The organism is Shimia sp. Alg240-R146, assembly GCF_947331465.1.
In the GTDB taxonomy this organism is placed as follows: domain Bacteria; phylum Pseudomonadota; class Alphaproteobacteria; order Rhodobacterales; family Rhodobacteraceae; genus Shimia.
This window is the reverse complement of sequence record NZ_CAMZOK010000002.1, coordinates 252,473-272,849: the sequence shown is the minus strand read 5'-3', so window position 1 is coordinate 272,849 and position 20,377 is coordinate 252,473. Positions and strand designations below refer to the sequence as shown.

The following is a 20,377-nucleotide window of genomic DNA, read 5'->3' as shown; positions in this document are numbered from 1 at the left end:
ACGTCGCCAAATTAGTACCTTCCCCGCGCCCAAGACGCGGGGAAGGCTTTTTGAATTATGCCGCCGGCATGCGCTTTTCGACGATCTCAGCCCACCAGCTACAACCCGCTGGAATGGCTTCATCGTTAAAGTTGTATTCCGGATGGTGTACCATTGCGCCGTCTTCGCCGTTGCCCACAAGAATATAGGCGCCGGGACGTTCTTCGAGCATGAAAGCAAAGTCTTCGCCGCCCATCACCAGCGGCGCTTCTTCGCACTGCCCGCTGATCGATTTGGCCACTTCCGCAGCAAACTCGGTCTGCGTGTCAGTGTTGACCATCACCGGATAGCCGCGGTGATACTTCACCTCGACACTGCCACCAAAGGTCGCCGCAATGCCTTCGCAAATGCCGGCGATGCGCTGTTCAGCCAAATCCCGCATTCCTTTGGACATGGTGCGCACGGTGCCTTTGATGTGCACCCGTTGCGGGATCACATTAAAGGCTTTGGAGCTTGTCTCAAAGCTGGTGACCGAGACAACAACCTGATCGATGGGATCGGCGTTGCGGCTGGCAATTGTCTGCAGTGCCAGAACGGCCTGCGCGGACATGACTGTGGTGTCCACAGTGTCATGTGGTTTTGCAGCGTGGCCGCCCCGGCCTTCAAAATGGATTTCAAACTGGTCCGTCGCGGCAAAAAACGCACCCGAGCGGATTGCAAAATTGCCGACAGGTTGGCCGGGCCAGTTGTGCATCCCGTACACTTCCTGAATGCCCCAGCGGTCCATCATGCCGTCATCGCACATCTCTTTGCCGCCGCCGCCGCCTTCTTCGGCGGGCTGGAAGATCACCACAACGGTACCGTCAAAATTGCGAGTCTCGCTTAGGTATTTCGCGGCCCCCAACAGCATCGCTGTGTGACCGTCGTGACCGCAGGCATGCATCGCGCCGTCGGTCTTGGAGGCATACTCAAGCCCGGTCTGCTCGTGGATCGGAAGCGCGTCCATATCCGCGCGCAAGCCAATCACCTTGCCCGAGCCTGTGGCCTTACCCTTGATCACACCGACAACGCCGGTGCGGCCAATGCCGGTGACGATCTCGTCGCAGCCGAAGTCCTTGAGTTTTTCCGCCACCAACGCGCTGGTGCGGTGGGTTTCAAAAAGAATCTCGGGGTTTTCATGAATGTCGCGGCGCCATGCGGTGATTTCGTCCTGCAACTCGGCAAAGCGGTTTTTGGTCGGCATCGTAGTTCCTCACTTGGATAATTGGTCAGGCCGCAGGCATGCGGCGTTCGATCACTTCAGACAGATAGCTGGACCCATATGGAATGGCTTCATCGTTGAAGTTGTATTCCGGATGGTGCAGCGCGGCGCTGTCGCCGTTGCCCACCATGATGAAGGCTCCGGGGCGGGCTTGCAACATGTAGGAGAAGTCCTCGCCGCCCATCACAAGCGGAGCCTCGCCGCAATCGCCCGCCACCGCGGTGGCCACTGCTTCGGCAAACGCGGCCTGATCGTCGGCGTTGATGGTTGCCGGCGTGATGCGTTGATAATCCAGCGTCGCCGCGCCGCCAAAGCTCGCGGCCACCCCAGCCACCACGTCTGCCATCCGGGCTTGGACCATGTCCTGCGTGTCCGGCGCAAAGGTGCGCACAGTCCCTTTGAGCGTTGCGGTGTGCGGTATCACGTTGAAAACATCCGATCCCGTCTGGAAGCTCGTGACCGAAACAACAGCACGGTCAACCGGGTCCACATTGCGGCTGACAATGGATTGCAGCGCCGAATGGATTTGCGTGCCCATTATGGTGGGATCAATCGTCTGCTGCGGCATCGCGGCATGGCCGCCTTTGCCTTCGATCTCGATTGTGAAAAAGTCCACAGCGGCCAACATCGGTCCGCGACGCAAGGCAAATTCCCCGATCTGCAGATCGGGGTCATTGTGCATGCCGTAAACTTCCTGAATGCCGAACCGCTCCATCATGCCGTCTTCAACCATCGCAAGCGCGCCGTTGCCGCCCTCTTCGGCTGGCTGAAAAATCAAGGCCACCGCGCCATCAAAGTTGCGGGTCTCGCTGAGATATTTCGCGGCCCCTAACAACATCGCAGTGTGACCATCGTGACCGCAGGCATGCATCGCGCCCTCGTTTTTACTGGCGTACTCAAGCCCGGTCTGCTCTTGCATCGGCAGCGCATCCATATCCGCGCGCAGCCCGACTACATTGCCTTTGGTGTCGGTTTTGCCTTTGATAATGCCCACAACACCCGTGCGACCGATACCGGTTACCACCTCGTCGCAGCCAAACTCCTTCAGCTTTTCAGCCACCAGCGCACTGGTGCGGTGGGTTTCATACAGCACTTCGGGGTGGGCATGGATATCCCGCCGCCAAGCGGTGATTTCAGCGTGCAATTCGGCAAAGCGGTTCTTGACCGGCATATTGGATTTCTCCTGTTCGTCTCGTTATTTTGCGTCAATCGACGGCAGGCATCCGGCGCTCGACCAGCTCGGCAAACCAGCTGCATCCAACTGGAATGGCCTCGTCGTTGAAGTTGTATTCGGGGTGATGGCATTGGGCACTGTCGCCATTGCCAAGGAAGATATAGGCTCCGGGCCGTTCTTCCAGCATGAAGGAAAAGTCCTCCGCGGGCATGATCGGCTCGACGTTGGGCTCAACATTGGCCTCACCAACAACCGCTTGCGCCGCCTCAATTGCAAAGTCGGTTTCGGCCTCATGGTTGACCGTGACCGGATAGCCATCTTCCCACGTGACCTCGGCCGTGGCGCCAAATGCTAATGCCGTGTGCGTGGCAACCTCGCGAATGCGCTGCTCGACCAATGCGCGGTTGTTGTTGTCCAACGTGCGCACTGTTCCTTTCATGCGCACCCGATGGGCAATCACGTTGGAGGCATTGCTGTCAGTCTCAAGCGTGCCCACAGTTAGGACGACCCGTTCTATGGGTTTCACGTTCCGCGCCACAATGCTTTGTAAAGACACAAGAATTTGCGCCGCCACCAAAGTTGTGTCCACAGCTTCCTGCGGCTCGGCGGCATGGCCGCCCTTGCCGGTGACAACAATTTCAAACTCGTCAGCAGAGGCCAAAAGCGCACCGGGGCGAATGGCGAAAGTGCCAACGGGCAAGCCCGGAGCGTTGTGCAAGCCATAAACTTCCTGCACGCCCCAGCGATCCATCATCCCGTCACGACACATCTCGCGGCCACCGCCGCCGCCCTCTTCGGCAGGCTGAAAGATCAGCACCGCCGTGCCATCAAAGTTGCGGGTCTCCGCCAGATACTGCGCCGCACCCAGCAAAATCGACGTGTGGCCGTCATGCCCGCAAGCGTGCATCTTGCCGTCCACAGTTGACGCATAGTCCAACCCTGTCGCCTCATGGATCGGCAACGCATCCATATCGGCCCGCAGGCCAATCACACGCCCTTTGGTGTCGGTTTTGCCTTTGATCACAGCCACAACGCCGGTGCGCCCAATGCCGGGCGTGATCTCATCCACGCCAAATTCCTTGAGGCGCGTCTGCACAAATGCCGCCGTTTCATGCACGTCAAACATCAACTCCGGGTTCTCGTGCAGGTGGCGACGCCATCCTGTAATTTCGGAATGCATCTCGGCTAAACGGTTTCTGATCGGCATGGCGCAACTCCCCTGGCATGGCTCGACGCAAGACTGAACGATCATTCAGTTTAGCGCAAGAGGAGATTGTTCACAGGTTAAGCGCGACTGCCAATGCCCGCCACGGCGCAGCTTCAGATGATCGGGCCAAGCTCGATTCTTGCCCCATCAGCAAACCGGCCCAACCGAAAACGGCTTAGGTCGTGGCCAACTTCTCCGCCAGTCACCAAATCCGCCATAACGCGGCCAAAGGCGGGGCCGATTCCAAATCCATGCCCACACATACCGGTGCAAATGCTCAATCCCGGCAGAGTGTCAGCGCGGTCTACCACCGGCACAATATCGGGCATCGTGTCGATCATACCTGACCACGCCTTCCGAATCTTTGGCACGCCCAGCGCGGGGAAAAGCGCGCCGAAATTGGCCAACGCGGCCGCAATCGGTGCTTTTGGCGGCACGGGGTTGAGCACCCGCATCCGCTCAAACGGGCTTTCGGCATCCATTTGCCAATTGCGTTTTGTACCCCAGGCATCCGGATAGCTCGTCGGAGCCGCCACAGAAAAATAGGTCCCTGCCCAATCCGCGCGCAGCTGAGGCACATATTTGGGCAGAGCCCGAAAAGCATCCGGCCCGATATGCAGCTTGTGCCACCCACCAGGGACAAGAGTGAACCCACCATCTGCGCGCCGTCGCCACGCGAGTCCGCTCATCGCTGTGGCCGGCATGTCCAAGTCTGCCAGCGGGTGCGTGGCGATCACAGGCGCTTGCACCGAAAGTTGCGGAATATTCACGCCGTGGCGCCGCAAAAACAACGCGGACCAAGCGCCGCCCGCGACCACAACTTCCGGCGCCTTAAGCACGCCTTGCTCGGTAATAACGCCCGCCACACGTCCGGCCTCGGTGTCCAATCCCCGCACGGCGCAATTTTCCACGATCACCGCCCCTGCCCGCACGGCCGCCCGCGCCAGCGCGGGTACCGCAATCCACGGTTCTGCCTTCATGTCAGACGGTGTGATCAGCGCGCCGTCAAAGCGTTTGGTCACGCCAGGCAACACGTCGCCCACCTCAGATCCGGACAGCATCCGGCTGTCCAGACCAAATGGCGACGCGTCCTTTAGCCATCCTTCATATTCCGCCAGCTCTTTTTCAGACTCACCGAGATAGCAAATTCCAACGGTTTTCAGCCCAAGATCTTCGCCAATTTCGCCAGCCAGGTGTTTCCACAGCTGATGGGCTTCCATCATGATCGGCAATTCCGCCATGTCGCGACCTTGCTGCCGGATCCAACCCCAGTTGCGTGAACTCTGCTCCGCAGCCACACGGCCTTTCTCCAAAACAACGGGCCGAAGGCCTTTTTTGGCAAGGAAAAAGGCGGTCATCACGCCAATGATGCCGCCACCAACAATTGCCACATCTGCTTCCTTGGGAAGCGCCCCGCCATGTTCCACCGGCAGGTGCACGCCCAAAGGAAAATCGCTCATCCCGCCAGCTCCGTCAGCAAATCACGCATAAACCGTTCACCGGCTTCGAACTGCGCCACAGTCAGGAACTCATCCGGTTGGTGTGCTTGCGCGATGTCGCCGGGGCCACAGATCAACGTGGAATACCCACCGTCCTGAAAATGCCCACCTTCGGTGCCATAGCTGACAACGCGCGGGGCGTTGTCGCCGGTAATGCGCCGCACCAAAGCTTCGGCCTCTCCTGCCTCTTCCGGCATCAGGGCCGGCACGTAAAACATCTCTTCCAGATCAATGCGGGTTTCGGGCACAACCGCCTGCATTTCGGCTTCGACCTCGGCCACCTTGGCTTTGAACCGTGCCACCCAATCGTCGCTGCTTTCTCCCGGGACAAACCGGAAATCCAAACCAAACCGGCAATCCAGCGCGGTGATGTTGTGCGCAGTGCCGCCTTCGATCACGCCGACATGCACTGTCGTCCAGGGCGGCTCAAACGTTGCGTCCACCGCATCCGGCGTTTTGGCGCGATTCTCGACGTTCATCTCATTGGCCCATTCGATCAGCTTGGCACCATACATGATCGCGTTCACACCTGTGTGCATCAGCGAGCTGTGCACCTCAAAGCCACGCATATGCACCATGAAACCGGTGCCACCTTTGTGGCCGGTCACGGCCCCCATCATGGATGGCTCGCCCACGATGGTTGCGCTGCCCTTGGGCAAAACCTTGGTCATGGCCTCAATCAGCGGCGCCGCGCCGGTGCAGCCGATTTCCTCGTCATAGCTCAGCGCAATCTGCAATGGCCGCGTCAGATCACGATACTGCCCTTCGACCATCGCCCAGATCGCCAGAGCGTCAAAGCCCTTCATGTCACAGGTACCACGCCCGAAAAGCTTGCCGTCCTTTTCGACCACCTCAAACGGATCGGTCGACCACGGCTGCCCCTCGATCGGGACGACATCCGTGTGGCCGGACAACACAACGGCGCCCTCAACCTTTGGCCCCACATGAGCAAACAGTCCCGCCTTGGCGGGGTCGGTTTCATGCGGATGGCGAAAGGCTTCAATGCCATGACTGGCGAGATAGCCCTCAACCCAGTCAATCAGCGGCAAGTTGGTGTCGTGGCTTACGGTTGGAAACGACACCAGTTTGTCCAAAATTGCGCGGGGGCTGAGGCGCTCTACCATGATTTAGTACCCGCTGTCTGTGGTCAGAACAAAATGCTCGGGACCAACTTCTTCGTACTCCGACGGCGCAGCTTCATAATCCACTGGGTGGATCGGCGACGGAATTGGTTTGAAGTTCAGGTCTTTCTCAGACTTGCGCTGACGTGGGTCCGCAATCGGAACCGCTTTCATCAGGGCTTGGGTATAGGGGTGACGCGGGTCTTCAAACACTGCGCGGCGCGGTCCGATCTCTACGATCCGACCCAGATACATCACACCGACATAGTGGCTGACACGTTCGACCACGGCCATGTCGTGGCTAATGAACACATAAGAAATACCCAGCTCCGCCTGCAATTCCATCATCAGGTTCAAAACCTGCGCCTGCACTGACACATCCAGCGCCGAGACGGCCTCATCAGAAACAATGAGCTTGGGGTTCAATGCCAGTGCCCGCGCAATTGCGATCCGCTGACGTTGACCACCGGACAGTTCATGCGGATATCGGCGCATAAAGCTGCGCGGAAGCTCTACCCGGTCAAACAACATCTCAACGCGCTTTTGCAAATCAGCGCCGCTGTGGGTGCCATAATTGCGCATCGGCTCGCTGACTTGATCCATCAACATCATTTGCGGATTGAGCGACGCAAACGGATCCTGAAAGATCATCTGCATCTCTTGGCGCGCTTTGTGCATCTCTTTGGGGTTCAGGGAAATAATGTCCTGCCCGTCAAACTCCACATGCCCCGATGTCGGTTCGACCAGTCGCAGCAGTGATCGCCCCGCTGTGGATTTGCCGCAGCCGGATTCACCCACAAGGCTCAGGGTTTGGCCTTTGTTGACGGTAAAGGAAATGTCTTCAACCGCGTGCACATTGGCCACCGTGCGCCGCATCAAGCCACCTTTGACAGGAAAGCGGGTGACGAGGTTCTTTACCGTCAAAATCGGTTCATTGGTTCCGGGGATCGGATCGGTGCTGTGAGTGTCGTCGCCAAACAACTTCATCGGGCTCGGAATATCCGTTCCGGTCATCTCGCCCAACTTGGGCACTGCCGCCAGCAACGCCTTGGTGTAATCGTGCTGCGGGTTTTCAAAGATTTCCTCAACAGTGCCCTCTTCGACCTTGTTGCCGCGGAACATCACGATCACGCGGTCCGCCATCTGTGCAACAACAGCCATGTCATGCGTGATGAACATCACAGCCGTGCCGGTCTCGCGTTTCAGCCGGTCCATCAGCGCAAGGATTTCGGCTTGAATCGTCACATCGAGCGCCGTTGTGGGTTCGTCCGCAATCAACAGGCGCGGCTCGCAGGCCATCGCCATGGCGATCACCACCCGCTGGCGCATGCCACCAGACAATTCGTGCGGGTACTGATGCAGCCGCCGCTCGGGCTCCGGGATGCGCACTTCACGCAATAATTCGATTGCGCGCGCCTCAGCATCTGACTTTGATAGTTTTTTGTGCAGACGCAGCCCTTCGGTGAGCTGTTTACCCACGGTAAAGACCGGATTGAGCGCGGTCATCGGCTCCTGAAAGATCATTCCGATCTCGTTGCCGCGAATCGTGCGCATCAAATCTTTGTCGGTGGCACGCAGGTCAGCTTCGCCGAGGTCCTTGCGATCAAAAAGCAGGCGACCGCCCGTAATTTCACCGCCACCGAACTCAACCAGACGCATCAGCGAGAGGCTGGACACCGACTTCCCAGAGCCGGATTCTCCAACAATACAGACGGTTTCGCCGGGATTGACCTGAAAGGACACATCCTCGACGCCGACCACTGGTCCGTCTTTTGTCTGGAACTCGACCCGAAGGTTTTCAATCGAGGCGATGGCATTGTCCAACATCCCCACAACTCCCCATTTTTTTGTATTTTTTGTCGTTGAGGCCGACGCTACTGCCAAGGATTGCAAAGGTCAAACACACCCCGGATCGTCAATTTGCAGTTCACAATTCGCAACCTGACCAGAAGTTAGTTCCGAAACGAGCGCTTGCAATTTCCCGTTTGGTGGTCTGTGATATGACCAGTCGAGAGGGGATATGAATAATTGTTCAGCGTTGCATTCGAGCGATTCGATGCGCGTTCCCTTCCTGACAACCAACAAATGGGCAGAGCTAAATCTGCCTGAATTTCGCGGGTAACCGCGAGCAACATGGAGTGAGACATGAAGATTAAAACGTTGATGCTTGGCGCTGCGGCAGCCTTTGCAATGGCCCCTGCGGCCATGGCAGAGCGCGGCTCGGACGGCCACGTAAACATCATCTATTGGCAAGCGCCTTCCATCCTGAACCCCTACCTGTCGTCGGGCACAAAGGATGTAGAATCGGCATCGCTGACAGTTGAGCCGCTGGCACGCTATGACGAAACCGGCAAAATGGTGCCTTTCCTGGCTGCTGACATTCCAACCGTCAGCAATGGCGGTGTGTCCGAGGACCTGACCTCGATCACATGGACAATCGCTGACGGCATGATGTGGTCCGACGGCACGAAAGTGACCTCGGCTGACGTTGTGTTCACCGGCGAATACTGCATGCACCCCGAAGGCGGTTGCGCACAGGCAGCGTTCTTTGACGGTGTTGAAAACATCGAAGCACTGGACGAAATGACGGTCAAAGTGACCTTCAACCAGCCTAAGCCGAACCCATACGGCCCGTTCGTTGGCGGCCAGTCCCCGATCATCCAGAAAGCTCAGTTCGAAAACTGCATGGGCGCGAAAGCACCTGAGTGCACGGCTGAAAACTTTGGCCCAATCGGCACCGGCCCGTTTGTTGTGACGGATTTCCGCACAAATGACGTGATCCAGTACGAAGCCAACCCAAACTACCGTGATCCGGCCAAGCCTGCGTTCGCAACAGTGACCTTCAAAGGTGGCGGCGACGCAACCGGTGCTGGTCGTGCGGTTCTGGAAACCGGCGAATTTGACTACGCTTGGAACCTCCAGCTGGCACCCGATGTGATTGCCAAAATGGAAGAAGGCGGCAAAGGCAAAGCCATTGCAGGCTTTGGCCCATTGGTTGAGCGTTTGGAAATGAACATGACCAACCCGTCCTCCGACTTGCCTGAAGGCGAGCGTGCGACTGTTGCTCATCCTCACCCGTTCCTGTCCGACATGAACGTGCGTAAGGCACTGTCCATGGCGATCGACCGCGAACTGCTGGTTGAAATCGGTTACGGCAAAGCAGGTAAAGTGACCTGTGATCTGGTGCCTTCGCCTGACAACTACTCCGCCAAGAACGACTACTGCATGACGCAGGACATCGCTGGCGCCAACGCTCTGTTGGACGAAGCTGGCTGGGTTAAAGGTGCTGACGGCATCCGCGCCAAAGACGGCGTGAAAATCTCGATCCTGTACCAGACATCCACAAACGCCGTGCGTCAGGACTTCCAAGCCCTGATCAAACAGTGGTGGAGCGAAATCGGTGTTGAAACCGAACTGCGCAACCTGTCTGCATCCGTATTCTTCGGCGGTGACCCAGGTTCGCCTGACACTTTCCAGAAGTTCTATGCGGACGTGGAAATGTATGCCAACACCTTCAACGGCACAGACCCTCAGCAGTACCTCGCAGCTTACCGCTGTGGTGCAGAGCCGAAGCCTGACAGCCAGTGGCAGGGTGAAAACATCAACCGCTTCTGTGATCCGGCGTATGACGCTCTGATCGACGAACTGGCTGGTACCGGCGACATCGAGAAGCGCGGCGAGATCGCGATCAAGATGAACAACATGCTGACCAAAGACAGCTACACCATCGTGCCACTTGTGCACCGTGGTCGTGTGTCTGCACACGCCAACTCGCTCGGCGGCGTAATCCTGAACGTTTGGGACTCCGAGCTGTGGAACGTGGCTGACTGGCACCGCGTGAAGTAATCAGAGTTGCGAGGGCGGGCTTTCGGGTCCGCCCTCCTTCCTTTTCCAGCCCCGCGCAGGCAGGTCGCTGCGCCCATGGCTCAACAACAAAAACAGACGCATAAACAAAGGCGCCACTCATGCTGACCTTCACAATACGCCGGTTGATCCTCGCGATCCCGACGCTCTTATTTATCTCGCTGATCATCTTCCTGTTGCTGGAACTGGCACCAGGCGATCCGATGGCGCAGGTCCCTCTGACCGTGCCGCCGGAGGTCAAAGAAAAGATGCGCCAGGCCCTTGGTCTTGGCGAGCCGATGCACGTCCGCTACTGGAAGTGGCTGGTGCAATTCTTCTGGATCGAACCGCAGGTTCTGTTTGACCACTACTTCGGCACCGCCTTCTCCGAAGGCAAGCTGCGCGTGATCAGCTGGCAGCACCGCAGCCCCGTCATGGACGTGGTCGTGGAACGCTTGCCACAGACCCTTTGGGTGGTGGGCCTGTCCTACATCGTGGGCATCCTGATCGCGCTGCCGATTGGCATCTACTCTGCCTACAAGCAGTATTCGATCTTCGATCAGGCCGGTACTTTCATCACCATGATCGGCTATTCCATTCCGCCGTTTTTCACCGGCCCGCTGATCATCGTGCTGTTTTCGGTGCAACTGGGATGGTTCCCGTTCATCTATGACACCACACATGAGGTCACGGATTGGGACAGCTTTGTCTATCAACTGCGCCAGATGATCATGCCGGTGATGGTGCTTGCCATGCAGACCACTGCCCAGATCAGCCGCTACATGCGCGCCTCGATGCTGGACAACCTCAATCAGGACTATGTGCGCACCGCGCGTGCCAAAGGCCTGAGCGAGAAAGTGGTCGTGCTGGTGCACGTGCTGCGCAACTCGATGATCCCGGTTGTCACCGTGATTGCCCTTGGCCTGCCTGCGATCTTTGGCGGCGCCATCATCACCGAGCAAGTGTTCTCGGTGAACGGCATCGGTGGTCAACTGATCGGTGCCATTCAGGCCAACGACCTGCCCACCGTGCAGACGCTGACCTTTATGTTCGCCATCCTGATCGTGTTCTTCAACCTTATCGCAGACGTGCTCTACGGTATTCTTGATCCGAGGATCCGCTATGACTGATATGTCCAACACGGAACCCACCACCCCGCCGCACAGCCAATGGTATGACGTGTGGCACCAGTTCAAGGCGCACAAAGGCGCTATGCTGGGGGGTATCGTTTTCATTGTGATCATTCTGGGGGTCTTCATTGGCCCGTGGCTTTGGCCCTTTGATGCGAGCTACATCGACATCCGGTCCCGCAACCAGGGTCCGAGCTGGGCGCATCCCTTTGGCACCGATCAGTTGGGCCGCGATACAATGGCGCGCATGATGGCCGGCGGGCAGACCTCGATTGCCGTTGGCCTGACAGCAATGATGCTGGCGCTTGGTCTGGGCAGCTTGGTCGGCATCACGGCGGGCTATTTCAAACGGCTCGACGGAATTCTGATGCGCCTGACGGACCTGTTTCTGGCGCTGCCGGTTCTGCCTTTGCTGCTTGTCATGATGATGCTCTTCCGCGAGCCACTGTCAGCGGCCGTGGGTCCGGAACGCGGGATCTTTATTCTGATTGTTGTCGCGATTGGCATCACCTCGTGGATGCCGACAGCGCGCATCGTGCGCGGCGATGTGCTGGCTCTGAAAGAACGTGAATTTGTTCTGGCGGCCCGCTCGATCGGCACCTCCAACAAGAACATGATCGCGCGCCACATTCTGCCAAACGTGCTGTCACCAATCATGGTCTCGGCCACGCTGGGGATCGCCAACGCGATCATCACGGAAAGCGCGCTGTCGTTCTTGGGTCTGGGCTTCCCGCCGGACTTCCCGACATGGGGGCGCCTGCTGAACGATGCGACGCAATATCTGCAAGACTATCCGGAACGCGTATTCTGGCCCGGCCTGGCGATCTCGCTGACTGTGCTGAGTGTGAACTACCTCGGCGATGGTCTGCGAGACGCTTTGGATCCGCGTATTCGCGGCCGCTAAGGCCTGCATCAAAAAACGAAAAGGCCGGAGCCAACGCTCCGGCCTTTTTTTATTTAGGCGCACGTTGCCTAATGCATCCGCGCCTTGATCCGGCGCACCAGCCACCAGACGATCAACACCACCGGCAACGTGATTGCCGCCGTCATCACGCCCTTGCTGACGCCCAGTGGGCCGGCCAACGGATAGACCAGATACCCCGCCAAAGAGACCGCATAATAGCTGATCGCCACCACCGACAGGCCTTCGACGGTTTCTTGCAACCGCAACGCCAGATCCGCGCGGCGGTCCATGCTCTCAAGCAAGCTTTGGTTCTGCGCTGACCGCGCAACCTCGACCTTGGTGCGCAACAACTGCCCTGCCCGCCCTGCCCGATCTGCCAAAGACATCATCCGCGCCTTTGTAGACGCCACCGTGCGCATCGCAGGATCATACCGGCGTGACATGAACTCACCAAAGGTCTGGCGGCCCTCAAACCGCTCCTCGCGCAGCACCGTGATGCGCTGATGCACAATCGCCTCATAGGCTTCAGTTGCACCAAAACGGAACGACGTGTCGGCAATCAGCTTTTCCAGATCCCCAGACAGATCCAGAAGCCGCGCAAGCGTGCTGTCCGCATCCTCGTCGTCGCTGCGCAACTTGCCCATCAAGGTCGCCGCCTCAGCCTCTAGCGCCCCCAAATTGGCGGCAATCGCCTTGACGCGGAAATAACCCAGCATCGACATGGTCTTATAGGTCTCGATCTCGCACAGGCGCTGCACCACACGGCCAATTCGACGCGATCCTGTGGTCTTGTCGACAAAGACCGCCATGCACTGATGACCAGCTGCATTGATGCGGAAATCTGTCGCCACCAAACACGACCGGTCCAGCACGTAACACATGGCGATACTCTCAGGCACGAACCAAGACGATAGCTCCGCAAGCGCCTTTTGTGGCGCAGGCATGTGATCCACTCGTATCAAGGCCGAGGTAATGCGCTTGCCCGGCGAAGCCCCCAGCCAATCTTCAGGAAAGGCCTCGAAATCTGCCGGATCAAAAGGTCGTGCGCTCAGCCGGTCGGTGAACACCGTAAAGGTCACGAACTCGGCATGCATTTCCCATTTCAAAGTGTTGCGCCCGATGGAGCAGGTAAAATGCGTCGCGCCCGGTTGCGGATGTGGCGCACCAAACCGGTCCAGCAGATCCAGCAAATGCGCAAGCTCTGCATCACGCGATTGGCCAACCACATTTGCAGGCGTGCGCAACGCCAAAAACACCGCCGTACTGGGCGCAGCCAATGTTGGGAACGGACGCGCATGCAATTCGTTCGCCAGATTGTATCGCAACGGGTGATCTCTAATTCCGCTCATGACAAACGTCCGCCTACCTATGCATTTCGGATCAAACTACACAGGAAGTCAAATAAAGCCAGCGCGTTCAAGGTATGCAGCGGTACACTGGGTCAACAAAACAAGGGCAACGCGGGCCTTCAAGGCACAGGAGAGCGGCCGGAACCGCACCGCTCTCCCGTTTAATTATTCGCCAGCGAACTTCGCCGCCCACAGTGCCACCCGTGCACCATAATCTTTGGCCGAGGTCAGATCCCCTTCGCGCGGCCCCTCCTCTGGCGACGCATCCGACGGCGACGTCGACAACGCACCAGCGCTTCCGCCGGCCCAGTTGCGGTCCGCCGTGGTCGCGCCCATCGCGTTGGCTGGCATCTGGTCGAGGGCAATCCAATGCATACCGTGCTGCGCCGCGAGGGTCTGAAGCCACGCCATTGTCACGCCTTTGTCACCCACGGTGCTGGCCGAGTTTGTGAAACCGCCCGCCACTTTGTCGCTCCAGCTGCGCCCAAACCAGCGCTTGGAGCTTTCATCGGCAAAGCGCTTAAACTGCCATGCCGCGTTGCCCATATATGTTGGCGAGCCGAAGATCAGCGCGTCTGCGGCATCCGCCGCGTCCCACAGTGCTTCAGATGCAACACCGTCCTCTGGCAAGGCCCAAAGACGCGCGTTCCCAACGCTTTGCGCGCCTTCCAAAACGGCTTCTGCCTGCTTGGTTGTGTGGCCGTAGCCGGAGAAATAAATGATTTCGATCTGTGCCATGTTGCCTCCTTCATTTGACATGCAGAAGGGATTTGGGCGATACAGTTACAAAAAGTAAGTCATTACATTTTGGTAACCGATTACCGAAATGTAACCAGTTACCAGAAGGAAATCGAAATGGCTGATGCTGACAATCACACAAATTGCCCGATGGACCCGCTTTTGCGCGCTGTCACAGGGCGTTGGACCACCTACATCCTTTGGCGATTGGTGCAAGAAGGCTCCTTGCGGTTTGGCGAACTGATGGGGCTGGTGCCATCAATTTCCGCCAAAGTGCTAGCGGATCGTCTGCGCATGCTAGAGCGCAATGATCTGTTGATACGCACCCAGAAAGACACCATCCCACCCGAGGTAAGCTATGAGTTGACCGAAGACGGCAAGGCGCTTCATGCCTCGCTTAAGGGGCTGCATTTGATCGCTCTGGACTGGCGTGCGCGTGGGTGGCAATTGGACGAAGGTTTTCCTGAAACCACCGACTCCGGTGTGCGTGAACAAGAGCCAGCGTAACGGCGCGCTCAACAAAAAAGGCCCGCAAATGCGGGCCTTTTCCTTGATCATTTTTGCCGAGACCGATCAGTCGATCATGCCCAACAATTTGTCGAGGCTGGCTTTCGCATCACCATAGAACATGCGCGTGTTCTCTTTGAAGAACAGTGGGTTCTCGATGCCGGAATAGCCGGTACCCTGACCACGTTTGGACACAAACACCTGCTTGGCCTTCCAGCATTCCAGAACCGGCATGCCGGCGATGGGGCTGTTGGGGTCTTCTTGTGCGGCAGGGTTCACGATGTCGTTGGACCCAATCACGATGGCGACGTCCGTTTCCGGGAAGTCATCGTTGATCTCGTCCATTTCCAGCACGATGTCATATGGCACTTTGGCTTCCGCCAAGAGCACGTTCATGTGACCTGGCAGACGACCCGCAACAGGGTGGATCGCGAAACGCACGGTCTTGCCTTTGGCACGCAAACGACGTGTCAGTTCAGCCACGTTCTGCTGAGCCTGTGCCACCGCCATGCCGTAGCCCGGAATGATGACAACACTGTCCGCATCGTCCAGCGCCGAGGCCACACCGTCTGCTTCGATGGCGATCTGCTCGCCTTCGACTTCCATCGCGGGGCCCGTGGTGCCGCCGAAGCCGCCCAAGATCACTGAAACGAAAGACCGGTTCATCGCCTTACACATGATGTAGCTCAGGATCGCACCCGAAGAGCCCACCAGCGCGCCGACCACGATCAACAGATCGTTGCCCAGCGAGAAGCCAATCGCCGCTGCTGCCCAACCGGAGTAAGAGTTCAGCATCGAGACAACCACCGGCATGTCAGCCCCACCGATGCCCATGATCAGGTGATACCCGATAAAGAGCGCCGCCACAGTGAGGATCAACAGAGGCAGAATGCCACCCGTGTTCAGATACCAGATCAGACACACCAGCGAGAGCGCCGCAGCGCCTGCGTTCAACATGTGACCGCCAGGCAGTTTTTCTGCATTGGAGGACACTTTGCCGGACAACTTGCCATAAGCAATGACAGAACCCGTAAAGGTTACAGCACCGATCCAGACACCAAGCGAGAGCTCGACAAACAGGATGCTGATCTCAACGGCTGATTTCTTTGCAATCAACTGGCCAAACGAACCCAGCTCTTTGACCGCGTCCGCGCCCATAGCATTGGCCGCCGCCGCGTTGCCGATCTCAAAGTGCGCGTTGTAGCCAACGAACACAGCCGCCAAACCAACCAGCGCGTGCATGCCAGCCACCAGTTCCGGCATCTGGGTCATCTCGACCTTAGACGCCAATTGATACCCGATCAGGCCACCGGCCGCGATCAGAGGAATGGACAGAAGCCACAAACCCGACCCCGGGCCAATGAGCGTCGCAAACACCGCCAACGCCATGCCGGAAATGCCATACCACACAGCGCGTTTTGCGCTTTCCTGATTGTTCAGACCACCCAGAGAGAGGATGAAAAGGACAGCGGCAACAACATAGGCCGCAGTAGTGAATCCAATCATGTTTCTCTCCTCCTTAGGATTTCTGGAACATGGCGAGCATGCGCCGTGTCACGAGGAAGCCGCCGAAAATGTTGATCCCGGCCATAAAGACCGAAAGCGCGGCAAGCAGGATCACCAGGAACGATCCGGACCCGATTTGCATCAAGGCACCCAGAATGATGATCGACGAAATCGCGTTGGTCACAGCCATCAGCGGCGTGTGCAAGCTGTGTGCAACACCCCAGATCACCTGGAAGCCAACAAAGCAGGCCAAAACAAACACAATGAAGTGCTGCATAAAGCTCGCCGGCGCCACCAGACCCAACAAAAGGATCAAGGCACCACCACCTCCCAGCAGCATCACCTGCTGTTTGGTCTGCGCTTTGAACGCAGCCGTTTCGGCTGCAAGTTGTTCTTCGCGCGTCAGTTCCGGCACAACCTCTTTCGGTTTGGCAGCAATCGCGGCCACTTTCGGAGGCGGTGGCGGGAAAGTGATGTCACCTTCAAAGGTCACGGTCGCGCCACGGATCACGTCGTCTTCCATGTCGTGGTTGATCTGACCGTCTTTTTCAGGGGTCAAATCGGTCATCATGTGACGGATGTTGGTGGCATAAAGCGTCGACGCTTGCGAGGCCATACGGCTTGGGAAGTCGGTGTAGCCGATGATGGTCACGCCATTCTCGGTCACGATCTTCTCGTCCATGACCGTCAGCTTACAGTTGCCGCCTTTTTCCGCTGCCAGATCGACAATCACCGAGCCCGGCTTCATGGCCGCAACCATGTCTTCGGTCCACAGTTCCGGCGCTTCGCGGTTCGGAATAAGCGCCGTGGTGATCACGATGTCCACTTCCGGCGCCAGTTCGCGGAATTTGGCAAGCTGGGCTTCGCGGAACTCCGGGCTGGACACAGCGGCATAGCCACCGGTTGCCGCGCCGTCGGCCTGCTCTTCTTCAAAATCGAGATAGACGAACTCGGCGCCCATCGATTCAACCTGCTCGGCCACTTCGGGACGCACGTCAAACGCAAGCGTGATCGCACCCAACGACGTGGACGTACCAATCGCGGCCAGACCGGCCACGCCAGCACCCACGACCAGAACCTTTGCGGGCGGCACTTTGCCGGCTGCGGTGATCTGACCAGTGAAGAAGCGGCCAAAGTTGTTGCCTGCTTCGATGACAGCGCGGTAGCCCGCGATGTTTGCCATCGACGACAAAGCGTCCATCTTCTGTGCGCGCGAAATACGTGGCACCATTTCCATGGCGATCACGTTGGCTTTCTTGGCCTTCGCCGCAGACATGCCGTCGTCGTTGCCCGCAGGGTTGAAGAACGAAATCAGCGTCTTGTCTTTCGTAAGACGCTTAAGTTCCGCCGCATCCGGCTGGCGCACTTTGGCAACAATGTCGCTGGCTTTCCAAAGCGCGGCAGGGGTCTTGAGGACCTCAACGCCAGCAGCTTCATAAGCCGCATCCGTAAAGCCCGCATTGGCACCAGCGCCCGCCTCGACGGCGCACTCATAGCCCAGTTTCATGAGTTGTTTGGCAGAGTCAGGAGTCATCGCGACCCGGTTCTCTCCCTCAAACACCTCTTTTGGCGTTCCGATTTTCACCTTTCTTATCCCCCTCTGGTGTTGGAGTAATAATATTTCACGCAGACGATGCTGCACTTGCAGAAAGTTTTAACGACACCTGTCATGCTGCACAAGCAAACAGAGTGCTTCCCGTGTTTCTACGACGCAACGGCATCACAGCCAGCGCCTGACTTTTTCACTGTATTTGGCGAATTCCATACGAAACGTGCGGCGCAGGCGGTTTTCCTCGGGAATGACGAAGCGTCGCTCCAGAAGCCACAAAAACAGCGGCACCAGCGGCAAGGCCAGAACGGCGTCCCAATAAAGGATCATCCCAGCCAGAACCATCATATCACCCAGATAGATCGGATTGCGCGAGCGGCTGAAAATTCCGGATTGAACCAGCCGTGCGCTTTCGTGATGTGGGTGAAACGTGGTTTTCTGACGCCGCATTTCGTACACGGCCAGCGCCATCAAAACGATGCCGCCACCCACCAGCAACCCGCCAAGCAGGTCTGCCCAAACCGGACCAAACGACAATCCAAAAGAAAAATATTGCGCCTGAACCCAAGCCACAGCCAGCGCCAGAACAAGCCAAACAGGCGGCAAATCAAAAGGCCGACTCCGGGTCTCAGTCATGCACAGGCTCCTCTACTGGCTTGCGGCGCTTCGTGCACCTGTCGCGCCGCGTGGCGTCTCGACTGGTGTAACGATGTTTTAACCTGACGCAACGGCACAAAACGCCCCACACGCCAAAAAGGACAGAAAGACTGCGCTTTTGCATCGCATGGGACGCCGTTCGCAAACCAACCCAGCTGCGGAACGCAGGCAATGCAACAGAAAGTGACGGCGCGGCGTTTGCCTTAGGACCCGCTTGTCTCCTCTGCCCGTGCCGCCCATCCTGCACACAACAGAACAAGGGAGAACACCATGTCTTTGAACGGCAAACACGCATTGGTCACCGGCGGTGGCACAGGCATCGGTCTGGCAATCGCACAGGCGCTGGCGGCAGAAGGCGCACAAGTCACCATCACCGGCCGCCGCCTCGAGGTGTTGCAGGACGCCGCCACCGACAACATCCACCCGCTCGCGATGGATGTAGCCGAAGAGGCCTCGGTAGTGGACGGCGTCGCGGCAGCTGTGGCCGCCCGTGGTCCCATCCAGATCTGCGTCGCCAATGCCGGTATCGCCGAGGGCCGCGCCCTGCACAAAACCGACATGGCGTTTTGGCGCAAGATGATGTCGATCAACATCGACGGTGTGTATCTGACAATCCGTGAAAGCCTGAAATCGATGACCCAAACCGATTGGGGCCGCGTCATGGTGATCAGCTCCATCGCCGGTCTGCGTGGTCTCAAGGGCGCACCCGCCTATTCCACGTCCAAACACGCGGTCAACGGCATGATCAAATCGCTTGCGGCGGATTACGCGCGCAAACCGATCACGTTCAATTCGATCTGCCCGGCTTATGTTGAAACCAACATCATCGAGCAAAACATCGAAAGCATCATGGCACGCACAGGCTGCACGGAAGAGGAAGCCCGCCATATGATGGTTGGCGTGAACCCGCACGGCCGCCTGATCAAAGCCGAAGAAGTGGCACACACCGCGCTTTATCTCTGCTCTGATCTCGCGGACTCGGTCCGTGGCCAGACCCTGCAGGTTGCTGGCGGCGAAATGTAAACCTAACCAGGGCCCCATCGCCGAAATCGCGTTGGGGCTCTGCTCACTTTGTCAGCGTCTTTGCCACGCATTGGCACGACGCCCTTTTCTCTCCTCAGCTTCTTCCGTAGCAAGGCAGCACCCTTGCCGACCGCCTCGCGCCTGAAGGAGCCTACCCGTGTCGTCTGAAATTCGCACAATCGCCGACCGCAGCCTGTCTTACTCAGAAATGGCGCAAGCCAGCCGCACGGGCGATCCTCACCACTTGACCAACTGTGACCTGACAGACGTCGATCTGGCGCAGCTTGATTTTATCGACTGGTGTTTTGAAGCCTGCACCCTGACCGGTGCGTCATTTGCTGGCGCAACACTGGAAGAAGCCACTTTCAAGGCCTGTCGCGCCGGCGGCATCAACCTGCAAGGCGCAGATATGTCCGAAGCCAGCGTCTTGGGCGGCGACTTTAGTAATGCCAACCTGCGCGGCGCCAAGCTTACCCACGCCACAATCCGAAACTGCAAAATGACCGGCGCGAACCTCAGCGAAGTCCAAGCCATTGGCCTCACACTTGAAGAAGTGCTTTTCCGCCTCGCGGTCCTGCCAAGGTTTTCTTTCCGCAAGATGACCCTCACCCGCGTGGATTTCTCAGACGCCGACCTCAACCGGTGCGACTTTCGCGACGCTGTGTTGGATGACTGTTCGCTGCGCAACACACATCTGGTCGACAGCCGGTTTGAAAACGCCGACCTGCGCGGCGCCGATTTGGGCGGGGTTACATTGACCGACATGCGCCGATTTAAGGGGGCCACGATCTCCAAACAACAGGCCGCAATCCTTTTGGGCCAACTGGGTTTGCAAGTGTTCTAAGCGAACAACACGGCGGTTTGGCGACGTTGCAAAGCCTGCATTTTGGCACCGTCGCAAAACCGACGGGATACCTACGTGATACAGAT

Annotated in this window: 17 protein-coding genes; 6 read left to right on the top strand and 11 right to left on the bottom strand. The window is 58.0% G+C overall.

What is annotated here, in order from left to right; translation table 11 throughout:
- Positions 1 to 55: 55 nt before the first annotated feature.
- The 6 genes from PG871_RS10500 to PG871_RS10475 all read right to left on the bottom strand — a co-directional run bounded on the left by PG871_RS10500 (position 56) and on the right by PG871_RS10475 (position 8,068).
- The gene (locus PG871_RS10500) at positions 56 to 1,222 is read right to left on the bottom strand and encodes a M20 aminoacylase family protein (RefSeq protein WP_270729168.1); all 1,167 of its coding nucleotides are present in this window, start codon (positions 1,220 to 1,222) and stop codon (positions 56 to 58) included.
- Between the two features lie 25 nt (positions 1,223 to 1,247).
- The gene (locus PG871_RS10495; RefSeq protein ID WP_270729166.1) at positions 1,248 to 2,411 is read right to left on the bottom strand and encodes a M20 aminoacylase family protein; all 1,164 of its coding nucleotides are present in this window, start codon (positions 2,409 to 2,411) and stop codon (positions 1,248 to 1,250) included.
- A 34-nt stretch (positions 2,412 to 2,445) separates the two neighbouring features.
- On the bottom strand, positions 2,446 to 3,621 hold the full coding sequence (locus tag PG871_RS10490; protein WP_270729165.1) for a M20 aminoacylase family protein: 1,176 nt from the start codon (positions 3,619 to 3,621) through the stop codon (positions 2,446 to 2,448).
- A 113-nt stretch (positions 3,622 to 3,734) separates the two neighbouring features.
- Positions 3,735 to 5,081 (bottom strand): NAD(P)/FAD-dependent oxidoreductase, encoded by a 1,347-nt coding sequence (locus tag PG871_RS10485; RefSeq protein WP_270729162.1) that lies wholly within the window; start codon positions 5,079 to 5,081, stop codon positions 3,735 to 3,737.
- A complete protein-coding gene (argE, locus tag PG871_RS10480; protein WP_270729161.1) occupies positions 5,078 to 6,244 on the bottom strand; it encodes an acetylornithine deacetylase in 1,167 nt (388 codons plus the stop codon). Before argE ends, PG871_RS10485 begins: the two co-directional genes overlap by 4 nt.
- Positions 6,245 to 6,247: 3 nt before the next feature.
- Positions 6,248 to 8,068, bottom strand: a complete 1,821-nt coding sequence (locus PG871_RS10475) for an ABC transporter ATP-binding protein (protein ID WP_270729160.1) — start codon at positions 8,066 to 8,068, stop codon at positions 6,248 to 6,250.
- A gap of 318 nt (positions 8,069 to 8,386) precedes the next feature.
- On the opposite strand from PG871_RS10475, the gene PG871_RS10470 reads away from it, so the two are divergent.
- The 3 genes from PG871_RS10470 (at position 8,387) to PG871_RS10460 (ending at position 12,118) form a co-directional block, all read left to right on the top strand.
- Positions 8,387 to 10,087 (top strand): peptide ABC transporter substrate-binding protein, encoded by a 1,701-nt coding sequence (locus PG871_RS10470; RefSeq protein WP_270729158.1) that lies wholly within the window; start codon positions 8,387 to 8,389, stop codon positions 10,085 to 10,087.
- 119 nt (positions 10,088 to 10,206) lie between these two features.
- A complete protein-coding gene (locus PG871_RS10465; RefSeq protein WP_270729155.1) occupies positions 10,207 to 11,214 on the top strand; it encodes an ABC transporter permease in 1,008 nt (335 codons plus the stop codon).
- Positions 11,207 to 12,118 (top strand): ABC transporter permease, encoded by a 912-nt coding sequence (locus PG871_RS10460; protein WP_270729154.1) that lies wholly within the window; start codon positions 11,207 to 11,209, stop codon positions 12,116 to 12,118. Before PG871_RS10465 ends, PG871_RS10460 begins: the two co-directional genes overlap by 8 nt.
- A gap of 68 nt (positions 12,119 to 12,186) precedes the next feature.
- On the opposite strand, the gene PG871_RS10455 is transcribed toward PG871_RS10460, so the two are convergent.
- Both PG871_RS10455 and PG871_RS10450 read right to left on the bottom strand, forming a co-directional pair.
- Positions 12,187 to 13,467 carry a DUF3422 family protein gene (locus tag PG871_RS10455; RefSeq protein ID WP_270729152.1) on the bottom strand — a complete coding sequence of 427 codons (1,281 nt, stop codon included), beginning with the start codon at positions 13,465 to 13,467 and terminating at the stop codon, positions 12,187 to 12,189.
- A gap of 165 nt (positions 13,468 to 13,632) precedes the next feature.
- Positions 13,633 to 14,205 carry a flavodoxin family protein gene (locus PG871_RS10450; protein ID WP_270729150.1) on the bottom strand — a complete coding sequence of 191 codons (573 nt, stop codon included), beginning with the start codon at positions 14,203 to 14,205 and terminating at the stop codon, positions 13,633 to 13,635.
- A 117-nt stretch (positions 14,206 to 14,322) separates the two neighbouring features.
- Between PG871_RS10450 and PG871_RS10445 the strand changes: the two genes are divergently transcribed.
- Complete coding sequence (locus PG871_RS10445) at positions 14,323 to 14,712, top strand: winged helix-turn-helix transcriptional regulator (protein ID WP_270729148.1); 390 nt, start codon at positions 14,323 to 14,325, stop codon at positions 14,710 to 14,712.
- Between the two features lie 66 nt (positions 14,713 to 14,778).
- Here the strand turns inward: PG871_RS10445 and PG871_RS10440 are convergent, their stop codons facing one another.
- The 3 genes from PG871_RS10440 to PG871_RS10430 all read right to left on the bottom strand — a co-directional run bounded on the left by PG871_RS10440 (position 14,779) and on the right by PG871_RS10430 (position 18,403).
- Positions 14,779 to 16,218, bottom strand: coding sequence for an NAD(P)(+) transhydrogenase (Re/Si-specific) subunit beta (locus PG871_RS10440; protein WP_270729146.1), 1,440 nt, complete (start codon positions 16,216 to 16,218; stop codon positions 14,779 to 14,781).
- A 13-nt stretch (positions 16,219 to 16,231) separates the two neighbouring features.
- A complete protein-coding gene (locus tag PG871_RS10435; protein WP_270729144.1) occupies positions 16,232 to 17,803 on the bottom strand; it encodes a Re/Si-specific NAD(P)(+) transhydrogenase subunit alpha in 1,572 nt (523 codons plus the stop codon).
- 135 nt (positions 17,804 to 17,938) lie between these two features.
- Positions 17,939 to 18,403, bottom strand: a complete 465-nt coding sequence (locus tag PG871_RS10430; RefSeq protein WP_270729142.1) for a methyltransferase family protein — start codon at positions 18,401 to 18,403, stop codon at positions 17,939 to 17,941.
- 291 nt (positions 18,404 to 18,694) lie between these two features.
- On the opposite strand from PG871_RS10430, the gene PG871_RS10425 reads away from it, so the two are divergent.
- Together PG871_RS10425 and PG871_RS10420 are read left to right on the top strand one after the other, a co-directional pair.
- Positions 18,695 to 19,447 carry an SDR family NAD(P)-dependent oxidoreductase gene (locus PG871_RS10425; protein WP_270729140.1) on the top strand — a complete coding sequence of 251 codons (753 nt, stop codon included), beginning with the start codon at positions 18,695 to 18,697 and terminating at the stop codon, positions 19,445 to 19,447.
- Positions 19,448 to 19,604: 157 nt separating this feature from the next.
- Positions 19,605 to 20,291 carry a pentapeptide repeat-containing protein gene (locus PG871_RS10420; protein ID WP_270729139.1) on the top strand — a complete coding sequence of 229 codons (687 nt, stop codon included), beginning with the start codon at positions 19,605 to 19,607 and terminating at the stop codon, positions 20,289 to 20,291.
- The last annotated feature ends 86 nt before the right edge of the window (positions 20,292 to 20,377 follow it).

Coding starts and splice junctions, on each gene's coding strand:
- PG871_RS10425 (WP_270729140.1), top strand. CDS start 18,695: ATGTCTTTGAACGGCAAACACGCATTGGTCACCGGCGGTGGCACAGGC.
- PG871_RS10490 (WP_270729165.1), bottom strand. CDS start 3,621: ATGCCGATCAGAAACCGTTTAGCCGAGATGCATTCCGAAATTACAGGA.
- argE (WP_270729161.1), bottom strand. CDS start 6,244: ATGGTAGAGCGCCTCAGCCCCCGCGCAATTTTGGACAAACTGGTGTCG.
- PG871_RS10460 (WP_270729154.1), top strand. CDS start 11,207: ATGACTGATATGTCCAACACGGAACCCACCACCCCGCCGCACAGCCAA.
- PG871_RS10440 (WP_270729146.1), bottom strand. CDS start 16,218: ATGATTGGATTCACTACTGCGGCCTATGTTGTTGCCGCTGTCCTTTTC.
- PG871_RS10485 (WP_270729162.1), bottom strand. CDS start 5,081: ATGAGCGATTTTCCTTTGGGCGTGCACCTGCCGGTGGAACATGGCGGG.
- PG871_RS10430 (WP_270729142.1), bottom strand. CDS start 18,403: ATGACTGAGACCCGGAGTCGGCCTTTTGATTTGCCGCCTGTTTGGCTT.
- PG871_RS10445 (WP_270729148.1), top strand. CDS start 14,323: ATGGCTGATGCTGACAATCACACAAATTGCCCGATGGACCCGCTTTTG.
- PG871_RS10475 (WP_270729160.1), bottom strand. CDS start 8,068: ATGTTGGACAATGCCATCGCCTCGATTGAAAACCTTCGGGTCGAGTTC.
- PG871_RS10465 (WP_270729155.1), top strand. CDS start 10,207: ATGCTGACCTTCACAATACGCCGGTTGATCCTCGCGATCCCGACGCTC.
- PG871_RS10500 (WP_270729168.1), bottom strand. CDS start 1,222: ATGCCGACCAAAAACCGCTTTGCCGAGTTGCAGGACGAAATCACCGCA.
- PG871_RS10470 (WP_270729158.1), top strand. CDS start 8,387: ATGAAGATTAAAACGTTGATGCTTGGCGCTGCGGCAGCCTTTGCAATG.
- PG871_RS10450 (WP_270729150.1), bottom strand. CDS start 14,205: ATGGCACAGATCGAAATCATTTATTTCTCCGGCTACGGCCACACAACC.
- PG871_RS10455 (WP_270729152.1), bottom strand. CDS start 13,467: ATGAGCGGAATTAGAGATCACCCGTTGCGATACAATCTGGCGAACGAA.
- PG871_RS10495 (WP_270729166.1), bottom strand. CDS start 2,411: ATGCCGGTCAAGAACCGCTTTGCCGAATTGCACGCTGAAATCACCGCT.